Raw genomic sequence first — 19347 nt, 5'->3', positions numbered from 1 at the left:
CGATGACTCTCTCTACGGAGAGAACTTATTGAGCAGGGCGAGTCCAACACCATGGACGAAACCGTAGACATCTCCCACCCAGTACGGAGAGTCGACGTAGCCGTACTTAGACGCCAGAGCACCCCGTCCGCAGGAGTTGTTTGTGCGCCGGTGATGGGCGCCGGCGCACTCGCGCCGGAGAGGAGAGATCGATGTCAACCCGAAGTCAACTCCGATTCGTTCACCGAAACGAGTCTGCAGCAGAACAGGATTCAACCAATCGCATCGCACAGGTCTACCGGCATTCCGATGGCTATCCCGAAAGCGTCCTCCGTGACCTTGCCCAGCTCAAGCATCTGCTCGAGAAGACACGAACGGAACGTGGACCCAGCTACGCCGCTGCACAGTTCATCTTCCTCGAGATGCTTTCGAGTATGGGCCTCTACGTGGACGAAGGACGTGAGCGAAGCATTCGTGCAGATCAGCCGGATGACTTGCTGGACCCGTCGAACATGGCACATCTCGAGCAGCCATTGTTCCTGCTCGGCCACGGCGTTGAGAACCCTGCCAATGGCATTCATGGTGACGAAGAGTATCTCTACATCGTCGAATTGCCGTCGCGAAATCCATCCGACGAACCGGCCGAGTGGACCGTCAAGGTGAGCGATCACGCCGGCTTTCCGCGGTGGGACGGGCCGACAGACGAGGCGTTCAAGCGAGCGTCCTGGCAGTTTCATGGACCGCTGGAAACTGCTCTCGAGAAACTGGGAGTCGAACTTGCGTGACCAGAAACCCTGAAGTTCTGAAAATAAACTAGACTGGCTCGTCGCGGAACCTCACGACGTCATCTTCTACGTCATCGAAATCATCGTCTGCCCCGACGAGAAGTGTTCCATCGACAGCGTCGGCCGTCGCAAGCGAATATGCATCGCCGAGTGCCATTGTATACGCTTCCTTGAGCGCGGCTGCACCGTCCCAACACTCTCGAGGATCAGAGACCGTGACGCCCAACTCTTCGAGCCGTTCAAGACTTGCCCGGACATCAGCAGGGCGGAATCCCACTCGAGAGCCGACGTAGAGGACCTCTGTTTTCGTTACTGGACTGATGTAGCCCTCGATCTCGCCAGACGCGACGCGATCGATCCACTCTTCGACAGTATCACTCCCTGGTTCATCGTCCAGATAGGCAACGAGCGGTTCCGTATCAAAAACGATCGTGTCCGTCATTCGTCCTCCGGGTCGCTGGAAAAGCGCTCTACGACGTCATCGGCTCGCTGTTTGTCGCGTTCGCGTTCCTCATGCAGGACCGCTGTTGCGGGACGGTCCTCATCGCCCTCCCGCTCGAGACCGCGGAACTCCCGCATTGAGCCAACTGGCCGGACAACGATTTCCCCAGCCTCGTTTTCGACGAATTTGACCCGTCCTGGCGCAGGAATGCCGTGTTTCTCCCGAAGCTGCTTGGGGATCGTCGCCTGCCCTTTTTCGGTGACAGAGACGACACGCTCCTCACCATTAGACGGAGTATTACTTGACATAGGTAATACTTCCACACCGAATTACTTGACTCTGTTCCTGGCTCGCCGACTGTAGATGGGCTTCAGCATCCTGCCCACCAAATCGTCGGCTAATTACCATCTGGCGTGAAAATATCGTCCTATGACTGAAATCGGGTTGGTGAGCTGCACGAAAACGAAGCGCGAACACGCGGCACCACCAGCAGAACTCTACTCGCCGTCGTCGTTGTTCAGCAAAGCGCGACAGTATTGTGAGCAGTATCACGACGACTGGTATATTCTTTCAGCAAAGCACCAGCTACTCGAGCTAGACGGCCCACCGATCGAACCGTACGACGAGACGCTGACCGGCGCGCGAGTCGCACGAAAGCGAGAGTGGTCCCAAGCTGTATACGAGGAACTGGAAGAAGTAGGTCTGCTCGAGTCCGACATCACGCTCGTGTTCCATGCGGGGAAGGCATACTACGAGGAACTACTCCCGTTGCTCGAGGACCACGACGTTACAATAGAGATTCCGACGGAGGGGCTGCTGATCGGAGAACGACTCAGTTGGTACAATCAGTGTCTATGAACGAGCGAGAGCAGAGCCCAGAAGGTTCGACGAGCAAAGTGACGACTTAGCGAACGAGCGCGTCAAAGACTTGTTTCTCGACTTTCCGAAGGTGTTCACCCGCGGTTGTGGGTGCGATCCCAACGCATTCAGCCACGTCCTTGTGAGTCGCCTCCCGGGGAGAACTGTAATACCCAACTTTGACAGCCGCTTCGAGTACTTCTTGCTGACGCGTTGTTAATACTCTCAGAAGCTTATTTACGTCCGGGTCATAGCTTCCCGTTTCCATGACCTCGTACGTCAGCGGGAGTTCCTCATCGACGCGTCGAAGAGCCTCTTGAAATGCTGAATCGCTCCCTACGTAGGTAACTCGAACCGATCCATCAGAGTTGATCGTAATCGGCGTCTCGATGACGATGTCCGACTCGCGTTCGAACTCCAAGAATCGCCGCATCACGTCCGAGGGCTGGAACTGACTCACCGCCATCCACCGGTCCTCTCCGGAGACGAGATATTCCTCCACAAGAGAGGAGTCCCGCATGATCGCTTCGTATCGGCCCGAATCGCCACTCCCCTCAGCAAACACCAACACTGTATCATCGGCGAGCAGTTCGACGTGATGAATCGCCTCTCGGGTGATCGCCGGTTCGTCTCGCAGCGCCGCCGCAGTTGGGTGAAACGCCTCACCTTCAGCAGGAGTTATTTTGACAGTGAGATATCGCATTGACTGGAGAATAACGCTGCCAACTTAAAAACACGTGTTTGACCGGCAGTCGTGCTTCCATCTTCAAGGCTGTACTGATAGCTATGCAGCATTTCGGAGAGACAACAGAGATCGCGATCATCGGCGGCGGGATTTGCGGTCTCACGACTGCACTCGCGCTCGAGCAGCGGGGGCTGTCGCCGACGGTATACGAAGCAGCATCCGAATACCAACCGGTCGGTGCCGGCATTCTCCTCCAGACGAACGCGTTGCTGGTGTTCGACCGGCTCGGAATCGCAGACCAAATCCAGTCAACAGGAGTACCACTCGACAGTGGTCGGATCCTCTCGACGAGTGGTCGAACCCTGCAGCGATTCGATCTGGATGGCGTTGAACGGGCGCACTTCGACTACGGCTATGTTGCAATCCACCGCGGCGACCTGCAGCGACTCCTCCTTGATGAACTCGACTCACGAGTCAAAACAGGCAAAGCCTGTGCAGAAATTGAAGACACGGACCCACCAACCGCCCGATTCGAAGATGGGACACGTATCCACCCAGACATCCTCGTTGGTGCAGACGGCATTAATTCGACTGTGCGTGACGTGATCGCTCCCGATATCGAGTTGCAAACGCTCGACGCCACCGTCTATCGAGCCACCGCAACCTGTGCATTGCCAGAGCACCACTGCACTCGAGGAGTAGAGGTCTGGGGAGAGGGAACCTACACTGGTGGCGCTCCGATCGGCTCTGATCGCTTCTATTGGTTCGCTACGACACCAAGTCCGAGTCCGTTCGAGACGGCGACTACTGGCCGACAGACCATCACGGAACAGTTACGCGAATACTACAGTAGCTTCCCGGAACCAGTTCCGACTATCATCAATTCGTTCGCCCCTGACGAAGACATAATCACGACTGGCCTCATGGCTGTGCCACCACTTGACCAGTGGTCACGCGGGTCTGTGGTTCTTGCCGGAGATGCTGCTCACGGAATGTTACCGTTCGCCGGTCAAGGTGCAGCACAGGCGATCGAGGACGCACTCACGTTGGCCGCCGCACTCAGTAGGTATTCTGATCACACAACGGCGCTAGAAACATATGAACGCGAGCGAAAGCACCGTGCCGAGCGGATCCGCTCGGAATCACACTGGCTTGGAAAACTCGCGACAATACAATCGAATCTCGGTTGCCGAGTGCGTAATCACGCAGTCAACCTTCTTCCAAACAGTATCTTCCGCCGATTTCGCTACCGGCGAACGACTGGTACCTCACTCCCTGTGATGAAGGAAGGAATCGACCTCCGCTGAAATCAACTCCGGCGCTTCACCGGGACCACTGTGGCTGATACCGTCGAATTCGACGAGACGGCTGTGCGGAAGTGCCTCATGAAGAGCTACGCTGCCGGGCGGTTCATTCTGCTATATACGAGACGTATTTCTGAGTAGTGTGGCGACACACTAGATTTTTCAGGGCCAGTCTCATAGTGAGAGATATGAGCAGTGAGCGGATCGACGCCGAAAGCAAGGTGTCAGGGAATCAAGCGAACATCCCGGCTCAAATTCGGCGTGAACTCGGTATTGACGACGGTGACCAGCTCCGGTGGCGTATCGAAGACGATGGGAGCGTTCGCATCCAAGTTATCCAACAGCAAACAGGCACGTTCGCTGAATTCGATGGCTACGAGGGCGAGACGGATACCAACGTCACGACCGATCATGACGCTTGGGGCGTAGAGTAAATGCCACGCGCTCTCATCGATACAACAGTCCTCTTCGCAGCAGCATACCGACGGGACAGTTCCCACGAAGCCGCGCTCCCGATACTCCATGGCATCGACAATGGAGCCCTTCCAGAGGCGGTGGTCCTCGACTACGTCCTCGCAGAAACGCTCAACGGCCTCGTTACCCACGCCGGCCACGACGCAGCTGTCGACCTCCTCGACCGTATTGAGGAAAACGCTCGCTTCCATATCGACTCGCTCACTGTCGACGCCCTTGCGACGGGAAAAGCACTGTTCCGACAGCACGAGCCACTGTCCTTCGTCGATAGTTGCATTATCGCGTATATGCAGACCGAAGGGCTCGGCTATCTGTATGCGTTCGATGACGACTTCGATGCAACAGAGGATGTCTATCGACTCGACACAGCTACGAACCCCTACGATCCCAACTGACGCCGACAGACGGTGGTGAATTCCTACCAGTCACTGTCTTCAGAAGAAACGAGACGCTGGCGCCTACTGATTAACGACCCTCCAACTGCTCGAGTCTGGCGCATTTTGTGAGATCCCCGAGGGGTGGAGGTCTTCTCGAGTTCAGTTCGATTCGATCCGACTCGAGAAGCAGTGATCAAATATGGCTACGAGCAGCAGCTCCCGGGAAACGTTCGACGATTCGGACACCCGGCACGATGAGATGCACAGTACGATCGAAGCATGGATCCAGGACCTCGTCGACGAAGTCGATGACGCCGTCTCGAGCGAACAGTTCACAGAGTGGTTGGATGTTCAGAGTCGGTTCCACGACTACTCGCACCGAAACACGCTGTTGATCAAACTCCAGTGTCCGCATGCAACACGCGTTGCCGGCTACCGAACGTGGCAAAACGAGTTTGACCGACACGTCAAAGAGGGGGAAACAGCGATCTGGATCTGGGCGCCCATCATCGCGAAGCAATGTCCCAACTGTGGGAACTCGCCATCGTACCACGAGCGCAGTGACTGTGAGTATGATGAGACACCGCCGGACAGCTGGGAGAAAGGACTCGTGGGCTTTCGACCAGCACCCGTCTTCGATATCTCACAGACTGACGGCGAGCCACTGCCCGACCTCGAGACAGAAGCCAAGGGACAGGCTGACGAGTTGGTTCCCGCACTCCTCGAGGCAGCAGATCCCCTCGAGGTAGACGTAGAGGTCGTGCCACCCCAGGACTGGTCGCATGGGAGTGCCAAGGGAATCTGTGAGTACCGCCCATCGGAATGGCCACGCGTCGCCGTCCGAGATCGTGAGAACGACGCTGACCTCGCCGTCACGCTCGTTCACGAGTACGCGCATGCGCTGTTACACAGTGGCGTCGACGACGAGGCTGAGCGATCGAAACGTGAGCTCGAGGCCGAAGCGATCGGCTACATCGTTGGGCGGTACTTCGAGTTGGATACCAGTGGATCAGCGTTTTACCTCGCTGCGTGGCACGGTGACGAACCGGAGACGATCCTCGACCGGCTTGAGCGGATCAGTTCGACCGCCCAGGAGATCATCGACATCGTCAGCGAGGTGACCGACAATGAGTGATCGATAGCGTCTTCTGGAGAATTCTCAGGGCAAACACCACAAATCAGTGGAGGCGCATTTCAGATTTGAATATTAATCACTCTAACAACGGAAATGGTGGGGTCGGAAGTATATAAATAAAAGAGGTCAGCGGAAGCACCGGAACCAAAGGTTAAGAGGATAGAATAAGATACTCCACGCAATGAGCGATTTCAGTTTCGAGCCAACTGGTCGTATTTTCAAAGAACGGGAGGCTCTCCTTGAGGAGTGGACACCAGAGAAACTAGTCGGGCGTGATCAAGAGCTCCAACAATACCATGCGGCGCTCCAGCCTGTGATCGAGGGGGAAACACCGTCAAACATCTTTCTATACGGAAAAAGCGGTGTTGGAAAAACCGCCGCAACTCGTTTTCTGCTATATCAACTCGAGAAGAGTGCCGCCGGCATCGACCATCTTGAACTCCATACTGTAGAAGTTAATTGTGATGGGCTAAATTCCAGCTATCAGACTGCCGTTGCGCTTGTGAACGAACTCCGCGATCCCGCAAATCAAATCTCGAATACTGGATATCCACAAGCGTCTGTCTATCAGTTCCTGTTTGATGAAATTGATAAGTTGGGCGGCACGGTTCTGATCGTTCTCGACGAGGTTGATCATATCGAAGACGACAGCCTCCTCTATAAACTCCCTCGAGCACGGTCAAACGGCGATATTACGAATGCTCGGCTTGGTGTGATTGGGATTTCGAATGATCTGAGCTTCCGGAATCAACTGAGTTCCAAAGTCCGATCAAGCTTGTGCGAGAAAGAGGTGTCATTTAGCGCATACAATGCGACTGATCTTGCCAAAGTCCTAAAACAGCGTGAGTCAGTTGCCTTTCACGACGGTGTCCTTGAAGAGGGCGTTATTGAGATGTGTGCCGCGTACGGAGCGAAAGATTCCGGTGACGCCCGGCAGGCACTGGACCTGCTGCTCGAAAGTGGCGACATCGCTCGCGAGAGGAACGCCGATCATGTAGCAGAGGAGTATGTCGCCCAAGCTCGTGAGCGACTACAGACTGATCAAGTAATAGAAGGAATTATCAACTACTCATACCACGGACAACTGGTTCTGTGGGCACTAACGTTGCTCCAAGAACAGGGTAAAACACCGTCTCGAACACGAGAGATTCGCGAACCTTACGAGATGCTCTGTGAACGGGAAGGTAACGATCCCGTCTCAGACCGAGCTGTTCGTGAGTATCTTGCCGAACTCGAGACATTGGGAATCATCAAATCGGCGGAGATCAATCGCGGTAAAAGTGGCGGAAAGTTCAAAAAACACGAATTGAATCAGTCGACCTCGAGCGTGAAAGCAGGTCTTGAAGAGTTGATAGGAACGACACCGTGATAGACAGACCCCACTGCTTCCGTTGTTAGGACTGACTGTTCTGTTACAGAATGTAATCTACCACACCCCTTTCACAGTCAATGAGAGAGAAGGTGGGCTTACCCCCACCCCACTGCTTCCGCTGTTAAGAGTTGATGGACTTGTGCAGGTAGCTCTTCTACGGTCGAATAATCATATATATTCTTACAGTAGTATTAAGTATAAACAGTAATAACCAAAACCGTAGGTTGTTCAACACTGAACAATAAATTATCCTCCTGACATGGAGGATATGCCCTTGTTCAATCGCTAACAGCGGAAGCAGTGGGGTGAGTGAGTCAGCACATCTACTGTGGTGAACCGCTTACCAGATAGATCTGTTTTCAGTCGCATACGGTTGTTATTCCTCAACAATGGGGCGAAGTGCGTCCAGAATAATACCTGCTTCTAACGATGAGATTTCCTGCTCCCGGGCCATAATTCGATGGGTTACTGACCCCTCAGCATATTCCCGAGCATACTCGAGAGCGACCGCAAGCCCATCCAAGCCGTGACGTTCGATGTACGTATCGATATCGCCATCCCTCTCTCGACGTGCAATCGCCTCGATCAATGCTGGCGTGATCTGCCGCTGGACATCATCCTGTACCAGTTGGAGATCGATCTCACGAGCGGCATATCGTGCCGGTCGTCCCTTGTTCGACTGCTCAATGAACCCTGCAGATTCGAGATCGTTGATATAGTCGTAAGCAGTCCGCTGTGGAATCTCAAGGGAGTCAACGATATCGTCAATCGTGGTGTCCGTATTATGACGAATGTAGGTATATATCCACGCTTTCCGGGCGTTCCTGAGGAGTTCAAACGCCTCTCCTCCAGTATCGAGAGGCGTGTTCCAATCTGCTTCTTTTGTAGACATCCTAATAGCGAATTGCACGCAGATCACAATAATCCTTTCCAGGAAACTACGACTAGCGAAAGCGCTCGAGTTCCGCCGTTCAGTTTCTGTGGTGCCACAGGGGTGGACACCATGACAGATCATCCGACGTTATCGGAGTTCGCTACGAACGAAGCGACTGACTCGAGACCGGGCAGTCAGCCATCGACTGACGAGACCGTGACGATGACGGCTGACGAGCGGGTTGCAACGTATCTCATCGAAGACCAAATGGCGGATCTCACAGACGCAATTCGCGAAGCCGTCCAAAACGGCATCGACAGTCCGGGTTCATCCCGTGTGTTGGTCAGCATCTCGCCTGAACGATCGATCATCCTCGATGACGGCGCTGGTGTCGATCTCGAGTCGACTGACGGGAGACGCAACCTGTCGGTGCTGGGTGCAGGAAGCAAGCAGCGATCGGACGATGAGACGATCGGCGAGTGGGGCATCGGAAAGGGTGCGATCATCGCGAAGGGCGCGGTTCACATCTGGAGTCACAACGCCGCACTGTGCTTTGACTACCGAGATCGACGCGATTCAGGACCGTGGGCAGACGTCAGTGGGCGCGATGGCCATCTCGTGGACGCTGAGCATCATCTCGAGGGGATGCTCGTCGAGATCGATCACTACGAAGACGAGGTGCCTGATCCGGACAGCTACCGCTGGCGGCGCTACGTTCGCGATCTTCGCAAGCGCTTCGCGTACGTGCAATCCCGAACCGGCGTCTCGGTCGTGATCAACGGCGAACCGGTTGACAAGGGCGATCCATTCGAAGCGGTGGCTGACTCACCACACCCATCACTCACGCGCGAAACTGACGATGCGATCCTCGCACTCGAGTACACGCCCCACGAGGGACTCGATATCTACAGCAATGGCCTGTACGTGACGACAAAACGCGAGTACGGACTCGGCGGGGTCGTCGTCTCGAAAGGGAATCTGACGCTGAACTTTGCCCGAAACGACATCCAGTCGGGCTGTGACCGCTGGCAGCGGATCGACAACGCACTCGAGCAGACACGTGACGATCTATATGCTGAGGTTTCAGACGATCGGCTGACCGCCGAGAGTCGGGAGGTAATGATCGAGGCGATGGCATCCGAGTCATCGGACGAGCAGTGGGCCGATCGCAAGCTGTTCCAGCTGGCGACCGAGTCCCGCATCAGTCTCGAGGAGATCCAGGCGGCCCCGAAAATCGGGTGGGTCGGCGGTGCCGAAAAAGGCGCGGACAAACTCGTCGAGCGTGGTTACGTCGTCCTCGATACGAGTGATTCGGCGACGCAGCGGCTTCGCGACTTCGCCGCTGATGAGGACACATCGATAGCGGTACCGGAGACGTTCGATGTTGGCGAGCAAGCAGAGTCAGAAGGTGTGTGGACAGGCTATCATCGGGTTGAGGACGAATCGCAGTTGAACGCTGATCAGCGGCGGTATCTTCGCTTCGCTCGAGTACTCGCACGGGAGCTTGGGATTGAACGAGATGTGTACTACGGTGAGGCAAGTGCCGATGCCTGGACCGACGGCAGGACGTACATCGTGATCACCGACTCAGCCGTGACGAGCCGCCAGCGTGCAGTCTGGATGCACGATCTGTATCTCGTGATGTTACACGAGGCAGCCCACGAGACTTCGAGTCGTGATCGGCCTTCTCATGGGCATCACTTCGAGGGCACGTTTCGGTCGCTTGTTGAGGATCCGGGTAATCGACGTTCGTTCGCGAAACTTGTCCAGCAGGTTGTTGACGAGGGATTCGAGTCCGTGTTCGAAGAGTATGAGGTAGACCTCCAGCAGAGCGCAGCGGTCGTCTCTGACCAGTAGGGTAACAGAGCGGAAAGATAGAGTGCTTTTACTCACAGATAAAATATTCGTTTGAATTACATTCAGTAAAATATGAAATATAAGACTAGTAACTTTATGTTGGATCTGAAACGATAGGTGATTGGGGAGGGCGATTCCCGTGGTGTCGGTCCCGGCGGGACCGGGATATTTCGCTACCAGCACCACTCGAAATGACCGTTCCCTCTCCTTGACGCACTCTTAGAGAGAACACGCCATATTTGTAATCCGAATAGAACCAACAGTCGCTAACACTGTTCTTCCGGCGATGTGACCCGAAGTTCATCCTCGACTTCGTAAAAGTAGCCCCGCTCGAGCAGCCGAGTAAGTGCGTGCTCGACGTCCCGTTGCTCGAGTACTAACTCTGAATCAGAGATCAGCACGTCAACGGCATCGTCGTAATCAACCAGCGGAACGCTGTCTTCTCCGTGGTCTGGCCGACATGCCTGCGTACACAGCCGGTCGTAGCACTCAAGAATCCACTCCGGAAGTGGTGGCCGTGGATCTGTGACGCGAGCCATTGCAGTTCTGTCTGGTTGTTTCGACAGTCATCCGCTTAACAGTACCCGTTGAATACGGGTTTTGCTCGCAATCGAGTGAGATTTTATGATGCGGCGGCTGCCGTGTCGCCAGCCTCTGGGTCAAACGGGAGGTTGATGACGAATTCGTCGGCAGCTTCCTTCGAGTTTGACATCACGCACAAAGGTGGTCGATCACAAAGCCATACAGAACAGTTCCAAGCACCTCAACGGAACAGTGGGTGATCACAGAGTCAATAGAGACAGTTCTGACCAACTGAGAATCGAAGCGAGGTTGATAGTAACTCTCCCAAATATCCCATCTGTCGCGTTACTAATGGCTTAGAAAAGGTTTGAAAGTTACTGGCCGATGCTAGAGAAAGTGGATGAAAGCGGATTAGCGCTGATTTAAGAGTCTTATATTGACTCATAGCTATGGTTAGTCTCATTCACAGGCCTCACACAAGCGGTTGAGGCAGAGATAGAATAGACAGTAGAACGGTTATACAGGTCGTTTTTCGCACCCACATATAAACTGACAATCCAGCGCAAATCGTATCTCAAAACAGTTGAGAGAGCGTCTAATTCGTCTGCTTGTGCTCGCAGTTTTCAATTCACGTCTGGACCATTACCGCGCGACAGGCCAGTTAAATCATCCACGACCCTATTTGTCTCAGTCCGCCCGGCGGCCACCGTTCTACGCCCATCCGGGTGGCTTTTGAGGTCTGATCAAGGACGGTGAGCGGTAGCTACTCGATCTCGAGTTCGTCAACAGCTTCGCCTGGTTCGACATCGTACTCGAGGAGGCAATCGGCGGCCAGCTGCCAGGCATACTCAGCGAGTTCAGGGTCAGCAGCTTCGTAGTGGACTGAGAACTCAGTTAGTGCGACGGCAATCAGGAGATCTTCTTGGCGATTGGTCAGTTGCATCACGGGCGTTGGCCGCGGCTTCTTATATAAACGGTAGACTGAAGGATGTGAGTTTAGCAGTCGCCAGATTCAGAGTTAGCCAACCCAGTCCGTCGGTCAGACAGCGACTGCACTCTGAGAGAGTGGTTTGTAAATGTTGAAGATACAGATCACACCCATGATTGCCGCAATCGTTGACATCCGAAATTGTTTCTGGTAACGCCGAGCCAATTCTCCACCCTGCTCTTCCCACGGACGTAGAACGCATCTCGAGACGAGAAGATTCCGGTGACAGCTGGCGTCTTCAGGGACACACCTATTCGGTTCCTGCAAAGCGCGTCGTGGAAACAGGAAGCCCCACCTCAAGGAGCGAACGGCGTCAGCCGTGAGCGAGTAGGGTGGGAAGAAAGTCACTATGTTGCTCCGGTACGTTCCCAAGTGTAATGACCGGTCTCGTCCACTACCATCACCCCGACGACGAGCAATATTCGCTCGCGTACGTTACGCTCGATCACGACGAGATCGACCCCGACGATGGGAAAGTCGAAACCTACCAACTCGAGGAAACAGTACACGTCCTCTACACCAACACCGGTGCGAGTGGAACGGTCGACGACATCACCGAGAATTTTGAAGCGATACTGGACGAAATGGACGAATCAGACCGGCTCGTGACAGTGCGAATTCTCCAGACGTTCGAAGGTGTCCTTGAAGCCACAGAACTCGAGGAGGGAGAAAAACTCGAGATTTACAAGCAGATCGACGTTGGTCGAATTCCAGCTGCACTCGAGCACGTCGATTGGTCAAAATCGGTAGTCGAGGTCGCAGGGCAGTTGATGTCGTCACTCATTTTGGCTCACCCGCTTCCAAACGCCAACCATCGAACCTCGATCGCATTCGCCGAGTGGTACCTCGAGAGTGCCGAGCCGTCGTTTTCGCTCCCGAAGTTGGCGACCGAGAGCTACGACTGGCAAGAATGGGTCGACACGTATATCGCCGACTCGAAGCGACTTCTCACCGTACGGCGAAACACAACCCCGTTCAGGTTGCTCGATGAGTGGGGCTGTGAGATCGTGTTGCGAAAAGGTGGGATTGAAATCGAGCTCTCGGAGTACGACCTCGAGCTGCCACAGTCAGAAGCCCTGTCGACGTATGCGACTCATCATACCGAACTCTGTACCGAGTTCATGATTGAGTCAGTGACGCGAGCCGGAGCGTCGCATCTGCGTTTTGAGAATGGGGTCGACAAACAGGAGTTCCTCGAGTATCTGGAAGCTAGCGAGTAAGACGTACGCGTTAGTCCCGCAGTTGGGCAACGGTCCGTCCGAGTTCCCGAGCACGTTCGCTCTCAGAGATGCCATACCGTTCTTCCAGCGACCGAAGTTGTTCTTCGAATTCCATGGTGTACGGGAGTGTGCTCCTCTACAAGCAGATAGTGCGTCATGGACTAAGTAAGTTCTCGTGCTCAAGCGCTCACTCTGGGTTGGACGTCTCTGTATCAGCTAGTCGGCTTTCTACTTCCTCACAGCGCTCGGTTACAATCGACGCTCCCTCGAGGGGGCCGTCGACATCCAGTGCCGCTCGGTACAGTTCTGCAGTGCGTTCCATCTCCTCTCTCGTTAGTTCGTCTGGGTCCTCGAGCCAGTAGCTATCTGCGAGTTTCTTGTATGCCCAAGGATCCTCGGGATACTCCTCGATGAGTGACTCGAATTCCGCCCTGCTGTCGGCGGTTCTGTCCAATTCCACAAGCGAGTCAGCGACGAAGTGACGAAAGTCGAGTAAGAACTCGTCAGATGCATCCGGGAACTGCTCGCAGACCTCCTGACAGAACTCGAGTCGGTGCTCGTGGTACGTCGGCTCGTCCTCCGCTACAGTGGCAAGGTCGTTGTCCGCTGATCGAATGAAGGCCTCAAGCGAGAGAAACGACGGCAATTTTCGGTCTGCTTCCTCGATAGTCGTGATTTCGTCGGGTGTTACGGCGACGATGTACTCCCAGGCAGTTAGCCACCGATCGCAAGCCTCAGCGCGATTTCCTTTCTCGCGGAGATCGCGTCCCTCCTGAACGAAGTCGTAGATCCGTTCTTTGTTCGGGGTGTCGGGTGCCCAGCGCTCCCAGAGTACTTCTGCCGCCATCCAGATGAAGTCCTGATCATAGCCCGTGACATCAACCTCGTATTCAGCTTCCCACTGCTCGGAAAGTGTCGTCGCCGAGTTTAAGCCTTCAATTCGACTCCGAAACATCGTCTCGCTCGTTTCGATGCCGTGATCGGCGAGTTTTTCGACAATTTCGTCCGTCGAGAGGGCTTCGACGTCGCTGAGTTCCCACGCATCAGCAGGGTGGGTCCCATTTGATGTGTCGGCTGTTCGTTGCTCACGGTGAGCGGGTTGACTTGCTTCTTGGGCCTCTTCGTTGCCACTCTCACCTAATCCGTGTTCGTCGACGTATTGCTCGACACGCTTCCGGTCAATCCGGCTGAGTTCCTTACGTTCATGATCTTCGTATAGATGCTCACGGATCGCAGATTCCTCCTCAAAGGTTTGCTCGCAGTAGCGACACTCGACCATTACTCGAGAGTACGTATGCGGGTAGGAAAAACAACAGGTGTGGACGGGGCGTATGTGTAAGATCGACGAGGAGTGTGTAGCCTGAGACGTCGCCTTCACGGTGCGGCGGCTACCGTGTCATCAGTCGCTGGATCGAACGAGAGACTGATGACGAGTTCGTTGAACCAGACGACCGGGCGCTTGCTCTGGTCGTCTTCCTCGAAGAAGATGATTCCCAACTGGGCGAGTCGACTGAGTTCTTCGTGGACGTTCTTCACATCCCGGTCAACAACCTGTGCAATCTCGTTAATGCTGGATGGCTCTTCCTGGCGGATGGCTTCGATGAGATCGAGGACGCGCGGCGTCAGCGTCTCCATGAGGTCGTCGTGGCTGGTGAACGAGAGCGTCGGCGGGGAATCCACCGCGTCGCCCCGCTCGAGTGCCTCAATGCCGTCGGTGACATCATCGTGGAACTCACTGGACGACTTGACAGTCACGACGAGGGTTGATTCGGCCCGAAGCTGTTCGCGCTCCATCGGGTGCAGCGGCGGCGTGGTATCGTTCATAGGTATCACCGTGGTGTGATGGCCTCACTTGACATCGAACTCGGAGAGCGTCTGCTCACCGTGAAGAGCAGTGAGGGTGTGGAGCTCGCCATCAGTGAGCATACTGTTGCATAATAGCTGATTGATATATAAGTGACTTCGCTATCTTGCAACAGCCGACTGGCCCAGTCAAGTCAGCGCACAGTATTAACGTCGATCCGAGAATCTCCACAGTGCTCTCGAGAGGATTCCGGTGACAGCTGGCGTCTTTAGACACACCCACAGGGAAGTCATTGGAGTAAGACCGACAACGACCGATCAAATGACGTACTACAGACTAACAGTACACTGCATACAACCGCTCCTGTGCTGGATATTAGGTGGGCGGATAGAGTGAAACCCTTCTCAGGGGTTGTGGGTAGTCGAGAGACACCCGCAACCGTCGACGTCAGGTGTCTCCGGAACCGGCCATCTCACCGGGAATGTCGACATCGTCCATCAACAAGACGCGTCGTTCCGTGTACTCGAGGCCGTTCTTGCGCTGTGTCCGCTTTTTGACTGCCAGTCTGCTCTTCGAGAGATCGAGTAACGCGTCGATCGTTCGGGAGACCAACTTCTTCGCGTAGTCGTCACTGATGCCCTTCTCCTGTCGTCGAATCCAGTGTTTCATGTCGCCAGCGGTGACGTACTCTCGAACGCTTGCACTTCCCTTCCGCCAGGGGTTGTCTCCAACTGCCGGATCGGTACGTGCCTTCCAGAGCTTTGCAGCGAGCCGTGACGGAAGCGATGATGTCGTCGCCCGGAGCATATCTTCGTCCATCTTCGCGAGCTGCTGGAGTGGAAGCAGATCCCCATACGAGAGGGAGACATCGCCACCACGGTCGAGTGGGTCGTCACTCTCGGGCAATCGGAAGTAGCACTCACCGTCGTCTTTCTGGATGCGCTCGAGGCGGCCATCCACAACGTCGATCTCCCCGTTATCGATGTGTTCCTCTAGGAGGTGTGCACCTTTCTCGAGTTCGCGTGCCTGGAGTTCCCCGACGCGGTCTTTGTTGGCGTTGAGTTTCTTCTCGTGGGCGTCCAGTCGTGCTTCGATCGGTGTCCGTGATTCTTCTAAGTCCTCGAGCCGTGCTTCGAGATCCTTGTTTTCAGTGTGAGCTTCCTCGAGTTCGGCCTCGAGGTGACCTATACGGTCGTCCTTTCGGGTGAGTTCGTCCTCGAGGGTTGTGACACGCTCGTGAAGGCGCTCGAGTTCGTCGACGAGTGTTTGGAGTGTCTGTGCGTCAGGATCGGGACAGTCTGTGTTCGCGCTCATTTAGTTCTGGGTTCGGTGTCATCGTCGGGCGATTCGACTCGCGCTGCTGGTCGGTGTCGGGAACGCTGGTAGAGCAGTAGCCTACTGACTCGAGAGCCGTCTCGAGGAATCGCAGTGGCCGTCTCCCCGAGAGACGTCTTCGTGTTCAGGAACACCGATGTCGGTCTACCGGGGGTTGGTGGCTCCGTCTCGAGTGGCGAAGTCTGGTCTACTGCGCTGGATAAGTCAAGGCGACCCCGAGGTGTGCTGGATCAGCTATCCACCTTCGGGTTGGAGTCGGCAGTCATGACTTGCCAGCGTGGTGAGCGAGTCGAACGGGCACTCGCAGATATCGCAGTAATGTCTCTGCTCGGTGAGGAACGTCTCACGTTTCGTGTGGCCGCCATCGGGTACAGCAGACTGTCTTTGGTGCTCGAGTTCACTGGGGTCGTGCTCGCTGGGCCGTCCGTGTACGTGAAGATCGACTTCGGTAATCGGTTCTCGACCAGTTTCTCTCCACTTACTATTGCGGCGTTCGTGTTCGATCCTCCAGGCCTCACCACCGGTATCGGGGACAACCATCACCCGTCGGCGACGGCCGTTGATCGACGTGTACTCGAACACGAATTCGACGGTCGGTTCGGTGGACTGGTCACAGCCGCCGTCGGTTGCAAGACATGGGTCGTCATCGGCATCGACGAGTAGAATTCCGTTCTCGGTCTCGAGAGTGTGGGTTCGGGTATCGTCGTCAGCGATAATGATCTCCGAGCCGTCGGTCGCTTCGATGTCGCCCGGTTCGTAGCCGGCGACGGCGCGGGCCTCCGCTCGCAGGCGCATCTCGCGAGCGCCTTCGCGCTCGAGTTGCTCGGCACGCTTTGCGACAGCCTCGTGATCGTTGACGATCGTCATTGGTCGGTCACCTCGATAGCGCCAACGATCGCGTCAGCCATCGTTTTGAACAAGTACTGCACTTCGAAGCCGCCGCGACGGTCGGCGATATAGTCGATCCAGTCGTCGATCGTCTTCTCGACGTCCTCGAGGTCGTAGCGGACGGTGCGCTCGCCGTTCTCGATAACGTGAACGGACTCGTCGGTCGTCCGGTAGATGTGGTGTGCACCCTCGTTGTCGACGCCGACAGAGATGTAGTCGGCGCGTGGATCGGTCGTCTGTGCTTCCGAAACCGTTTCGTGGGTTCGCGGCTGAATGCTCATTGCTGGTTCTCTCCAGCACGGTCGGGGGCGCTGGTACGCCCGCCGGCCACAGACTTCTGCAGCCGAACTTCCGTGCTCAGTCACCACTTTGCACTAGTGCATATTAATAGTTTTGCAGTAGTGCAAACATATGCACTGGAGCAAAATTATTAGACTATAGGAAAGAAGCTTCATTTGCAATGGCGCAAAACCAAACACCCAGAATGGGACGGTACCGTGCGATCATGACGGACACAGATCGCGAGTACATCTCTGGTAAGGGGGATCCATCAGACTCGCAGCGGATGCAGTCCATCTCGCGTGTGCGTTCGCGGATTAATGATGAGCTGTCGAAGGATATTGAAGTCCTCGAGGAACACCACCCGGAGTTGCTCGAGGAACTTCGCGATGTTGTCTGCGAGGAGCATGATTACGATGAGTGACCAGCAGCCATTGTCGGATCTTGAGGTTCACAAACAGTCGCTCGCCTATGTCCGCGACGCACTCGCCGCACTCCCACAGTTGCTGATCGGACATTGACATGTTCGGTACTGAGATTGCTCACTCTCAGCAGCAGCTCTGAGACAATTCGTACACACGAACCCAGCTTTTTCAAGTGAGGTTGACATCGATACGTAGGCAGATCGTCTAAATAGGCACAGACAGTTCGTTTACTTCGGAATCCTCAAATGGACGACATGCACACGACAAGTCGCGACTCGTATGCATATTTGGGAATCGGGTTCTGACGACATGCAACCCCAGAGGGGGAGAGGAGAGAGGAAAGGAACACAGAAGGAACACAGCAGAGAGTTTGCTTAGAGAAACAACCCGCTTAATTAGTAACTTGGCCAATCACATTCTCTGCAAATATCTTCATTCGCTTCTGGGGCTCTATTCCCAAGACAATATCTAACATCCGTCAGCCCTTCGCGCCATAGCGTTTCGTACTCCTTGTCCCAGTTACGTAACTTATGGCCCATAACACAACTCTTTTCGTCAGGATCTATAATGTGCCATGTGCCGCTTCTATCTAGTCCTGCTTTTGCACCCATGGAAAGGGATAACAATTCGACGGAAATAACAGTTATCCTGTCGCAAGTTCTTCAACTGGAGAACTGCAAGCAGAGGCGGTGCGAGGTGCTATGATTTTTGGTACTGTCTTCTCAGGGACAATGCGAAGGTAAGGGGTTTAATTTGCATATTTTGATGGTTTACATAAAATTTCGGATTGCGTTGTTTTACTGATAGTCCGCGATGATCTACGGTTACACCCGAACATTCATGTTGGTACAGAAGGGGATTTGTCCAATATGTCAGACCACTTCTCGGGAGGGGATCTCAAAACAGCGGCCAAACTGGTGATTTTAGAAGAGTATTTAGATGTATATACAACGATTCTTGATTCCAATTGGGAATGGGGCGATTTATGGTATGTAGACACACATTCGGGCACAGGAAAAACCCATATTGATGATAAGGGTATCAATATCGACGGATCGGCAATCCGGGCCATTGATGACTATTCAGAGTTTTTTGATAGATTTTACCTATACGAATTGAATGAAGAACATTTCCACACACTACACAGGACACTATCAGATACATTCGATATACAATTTGATGTGGGGCCGGTAGAGACAGATGGCGAGGATTTCTTAGTCGCCCGATGTGACGACCCGTATATCAGGATAATGCAGATGGATTCTAATCAGGGGGTGAGCTTTTTAGCAAACAATGCCAATAGTAATTCACATTGGTTTTCATTTATTGATCCTAAAGGTTTGACAGCTAAAAAGTCAACTTTAGACACCTTATTAGATAGAGGGAACGTAGATATTCTACTGAACTATCAAACAACGGGTGTAATGAGGAGTGCTGCAGCTGAACACGCTCACGGTGCGGTGAGACGTACAATGGGTGATGACGATTGGCCAGAGGCAGGTTCAAGAGAGGAGTATGTCCAAATATACAGAGAAAAGCTGGAAGAGAATGGAGACATTCAGCCTGTTTTAACAAAAGGACTTGAATCTCCTGATGACCGACGATGCAGATTTGATTTGGTCTTTGCCTGCACAAATGACGGAGCCCGTAGTGCAATGGAGTCAATCATGAATCAAGATACTCTCTGGGAAAAAGCTCAAGACGAACTTGGTCAGTCTGGCTTAGGCGATTTTATTTAGTACAT

22 protein-coding genes and 1 pseudogene are annotated in these 19347 nt (G+C 54.3%); 10 read left to right on the top strand and 13 right to left on the bottom strand.

The features are described from left to right. The first annotated feature begins 191 nt into the window (after positions 1-191). Positions 192-764 carry a hypothetical protein gene (locus ACERI1_RS18015; RefSeq protein ID WP_373619844.1) on the top strand — a complete coding sequence of 191 codons (573 nt, stop codon included), beginning with the start codon at positions 192-194 and terminating at the stop codon, positions 762-764. Between the two features lie 28 nt (positions 765-792). Here the strand turns inward: ACERI1_RS18015 and ACERI1_RS18010 are convergent, their stop codons facing one another. Then, the gene (locus ACERI1_RS18010; protein ID WP_373619843.1) at positions 793-1206 is read right to left on the bottom strand and encodes a type II toxin-antitoxin system VapC family toxin; all 414 of its coding nucleotides are present in this window, start codon (positions 1204-1206) and stop codon (positions 793-795) included. Continuing rightward, positions 1203-1514: an AbrB/MazE/SpoVT family DNA-binding domain-containing protein gene (locus tag ACERI1_RS18005; protein WP_373619842.1), complete on the bottom strand. Its 312-nt coding sequence runs from the start codon at positions 1512-1514 to the stop codon at positions 1203-1205. Before ACERI1_RS18005 ends, ACERI1_RS18010 begins: the two co-directional genes overlap by 4 nt. Before the next feature lie 139 nt (positions 1515-1653). On the opposite strand from ACERI1_RS18005, the gene ACERI1_RS18000 reads away from it, so the two are divergent. After that, complete coding sequence (locus ACERI1_RS18000) at positions 1654-2064, top strand: DUF6884 domain-containing protein (protein WP_373619841.1); 411 nt, start codon at positions 1654-1656, stop codon at positions 2062-2064. A gap of 46 nt (positions 2065-2110) precedes the next feature. Here the strand turns inward: ACERI1_RS18000 and ACERI1_RS17995 are convergent, their stop codons facing one another. Then, a complete protein-coding gene (locus ACERI1_RS17995; protein WP_373619840.1) occupies positions 2111-2767 on the bottom strand; it encodes a helix-turn-helix domain-containing protein in 657 nt (218 codons plus the stop codon). A gap of 83 nt (positions 2768-2850) precedes the next feature. Here ACERI1_RS17995 and ACERI1_RS17990 point away from each other — a divergent pair, with 83 nt between their 5' ends. Then, positions 2851-4056, top strand: a complete 1206-nt coding sequence (locus tag ACERI1_RS17990; RefSeq protein ID WP_373619839.1) for an FAD-dependent monooxygenase — start codon at positions 2851-2853, stop codon at positions 4054-4056. On the opposite strand, the pseudogene ACERI1_RS17985 reads toward ACERI1_RS17990, so the two are convergent. Continuing rightward, positions 4018-4143: pseudogene (locus ACERI1_RS17985) on the bottom strand (alpha/beta fold hydrolase); the annotation flags it as partial. The gene ACERI1_RS17990 and the pseudogene ACERI1_RS17985 overlap by 39 nt on opposite strands. A 98-nt stretch (positions 4144-4241) precedes the next feature. Here ACERI1_RS17985 and ACERI1_RS17980 point away from each other — a divergent pair. The 4 genes from ACERI1_RS17980 to ACERI1_RS17965 all read left to right on the top strand — a co-directional run bounded on the left by ACERI1_RS17980 (position 4242) and on the right by ACERI1_RS17965 (position 7408). Next, complete coding sequence (locus ACERI1_RS17980) at positions 4242-4487, top strand: AbrB/MazE/SpoVT family DNA-binding domain-containing protein (RefSeq protein ID WP_373619837.1); 246 nt, start codon at positions 4242-4244, stop codon at positions 4485-4487. Further along, a complete protein-coding gene (locus ACERI1_RS17975; RefSeq protein WP_373619836.1) occupies positions 4488-4922 on the top strand; it encodes a PIN domain-containing protein in 435 nt (144 codons plus the stop codon). Positions 4923-5103: 181 nt separating this feature from the next. Continuing rightward, positions 5104-6039 (top strand): ArdC-like ssDNA-binding domain-containing protein, encoded by a 936-nt coding sequence (locus ACERI1_RS17970; protein ID WP_373619835.1) that lies wholly within the window; start codon positions 5104-5106, stop codon positions 6037-6039. A gap of 181 nt (positions 6040-6220) precedes the next feature. Further along, positions 6221-7408, top strand: coding sequence for an orc1/cdc6 family replication initiation protein (locus ACERI1_RS17965; protein ID WP_373619834.1), 1188 nt, complete (start codon positions 6221-6223; stop codon positions 7406-7408). Positions 7409-7787: 379 nt separating this feature from the next. On the opposite strand, the gene ACERI1_RS17960 is transcribed toward ACERI1_RS17965, so the two are convergent. Continuing rightward, positions 7788-8303, bottom strand: a complete 516-nt coding sequence (locus ACERI1_RS17960) for a helix-turn-helix domain-containing protein (RefSeq protein WP_373619833.1) — start codon at positions 8301-8303, stop codon at positions 7788-7790. A gap of 111 nt (positions 8304-8414) precedes the next feature. Here ACERI1_RS17960 and ACERI1_RS17955 point away from each other — a divergent pair, with 111 nt between their 5' ends. Further along, complete coding sequence (locus tag ACERI1_RS17955; RefSeq protein WP_373619832.1) at positions 8415-10142, top strand: ATP-binding protein; 1728 nt, start codon at positions 8415-8417, stop codon at positions 10140-10142. A gap of 266 nt (positions 10143-10408) precedes the next feature. On the opposite strand, the gene ACERI1_RS17950 is transcribed toward ACERI1_RS17955, so the two are convergent. Both ACERI1_RS17950 and ACERI1_RS17945 read right to left on the bottom strand, forming a co-directional pair. Continuing rightward, on the bottom strand, positions 10409-10681 hold the full coding sequence (locus tag ACERI1_RS17950) for a hypothetical protein (RefSeq protein ID WP_373619831.1): 273 nt from the start codon (positions 10679-10681) through the stop codon (positions 10409-10411). 746 nt (positions 10682-11427) lie between these two features. After that, positions 11428-11607 (bottom strand): hypothetical protein, encoded by a 180-nt coding sequence (locus ACERI1_RS17945; protein ID WP_373619830.1) that lies wholly within the window; start codon positions 11605-11607, stop codon positions 11428-11430. A gap of 422 nt (positions 11608-12029) precedes the next feature. On the opposite strand from ACERI1_RS17945, the gene ACERI1_RS17940 reads away from it, so the two are divergent. Next, positions 12030-12872: a hypothetical protein gene (locus ACERI1_RS17940; protein ID WP_373619829.1), complete on the top strand. Its 843-nt coding sequence runs from the start codon at positions 12030-12032 to the stop codon at positions 12870-12872. Between the two features lie 187 nt (positions 12873-13059). On the opposite strand, the gene ACERI1_RS17935 is transcribed toward ACERI1_RS17940, so the two are convergent. The 6 genes from ACERI1_RS17935 to ACERI1_RS17910 form a co-directional block, all read right to left on the bottom strand. Further along, the gene (locus ACERI1_RS17935; protein WP_373619828.1) at positions 13060-14151 is read right to left on the bottom strand and encodes a tetratricopeptide repeat protein; all 1092 of its coding nucleotides are present in this window, start codon (positions 14149-14151) and stop codon (positions 13060-13062) included. A 95-nt stretch (positions 14152-14246) separates the two neighbouring features. After that, positions 14247-14696 carry a hypothetical protein gene (locus ACERI1_RS17930; RefSeq protein ID WP_373619827.1) on the bottom strand — a complete coding sequence of 150 codons (450 nt, stop codon included), beginning with the start codon at positions 14694-14696 and terminating at the stop codon, positions 14247-14249. Positions 14697-15123: 427 nt separating this feature from the next. Beyond that, positions 15124-15990, bottom strand: a complete 867-nt coding sequence (locus ACERI1_RS17925; protein WP_373619826.1) for a hypothetical protein — start codon at positions 15988-15990, stop codon at positions 15124-15126. 255 nt (positions 15991-16245) lie between these two features. Continuing rightward, the gene (locus ACERI1_RS17920; RefSeq protein WP_373619825.1) at positions 16246-16878 is read right to left on the bottom strand and encodes a hypothetical protein; all 633 of its coding nucleotides are present in this window, start codon (positions 16876-16878) and stop codon (positions 16246-16248) included. Next, positions 16875-17180 carry a hypothetical protein gene (locus ACERI1_RS17915; RefSeq protein ID WP_373619824.1) on the bottom strand — a complete coding sequence of 102 codons (306 nt, stop codon included), beginning with the start codon at positions 17178-17180 and terminating at the stop codon, positions 16875-16877. Before ACERI1_RS17915 ends, ACERI1_RS17920 begins: the two co-directional genes overlap by 4 nt. A 269-nt stretch (positions 17181-17449) precedes the next feature. Next, on the bottom strand, positions 17450-17587 hold the full coding sequence (locus tag ACERI1_RS17910; protein WP_373619823.1) for a hypothetical protein: 138 nt from the start codon (positions 17585-17587) through the stop codon (positions 17450-17452). Between the two features lie 885 nt (positions 17588-18472). On the opposite strand from ACERI1_RS17910, the gene tcmP reads away from it, so the two are divergent. Further along, positions 18473-19342 carry a three-Cys-motif partner protein TcmP gene (gene tcmP / locus ACERI1_RS17905; RefSeq protein WP_373619822.1) on the top strand — a complete coding sequence of 290 codons (870 nt, stop codon included), beginning with the start codon at positions 18473-18475 and terminating at the stop codon, positions 19340-19342. Positions 19343-19347: the final 5 nt, after the last annotated feature.

Source organism: Natrinema sp. HArc-T2 (assembly GCF_041821085.1).
In the GTDB taxonomy this organism is placed as follows: Archaea; Halobacteriota; Halobacteria; order Halobacteriales; family Natrialbaceae; genus Natrinema.
This window is presented reverse-complemented; position numbering and strand designations above follow the sequence as displayed.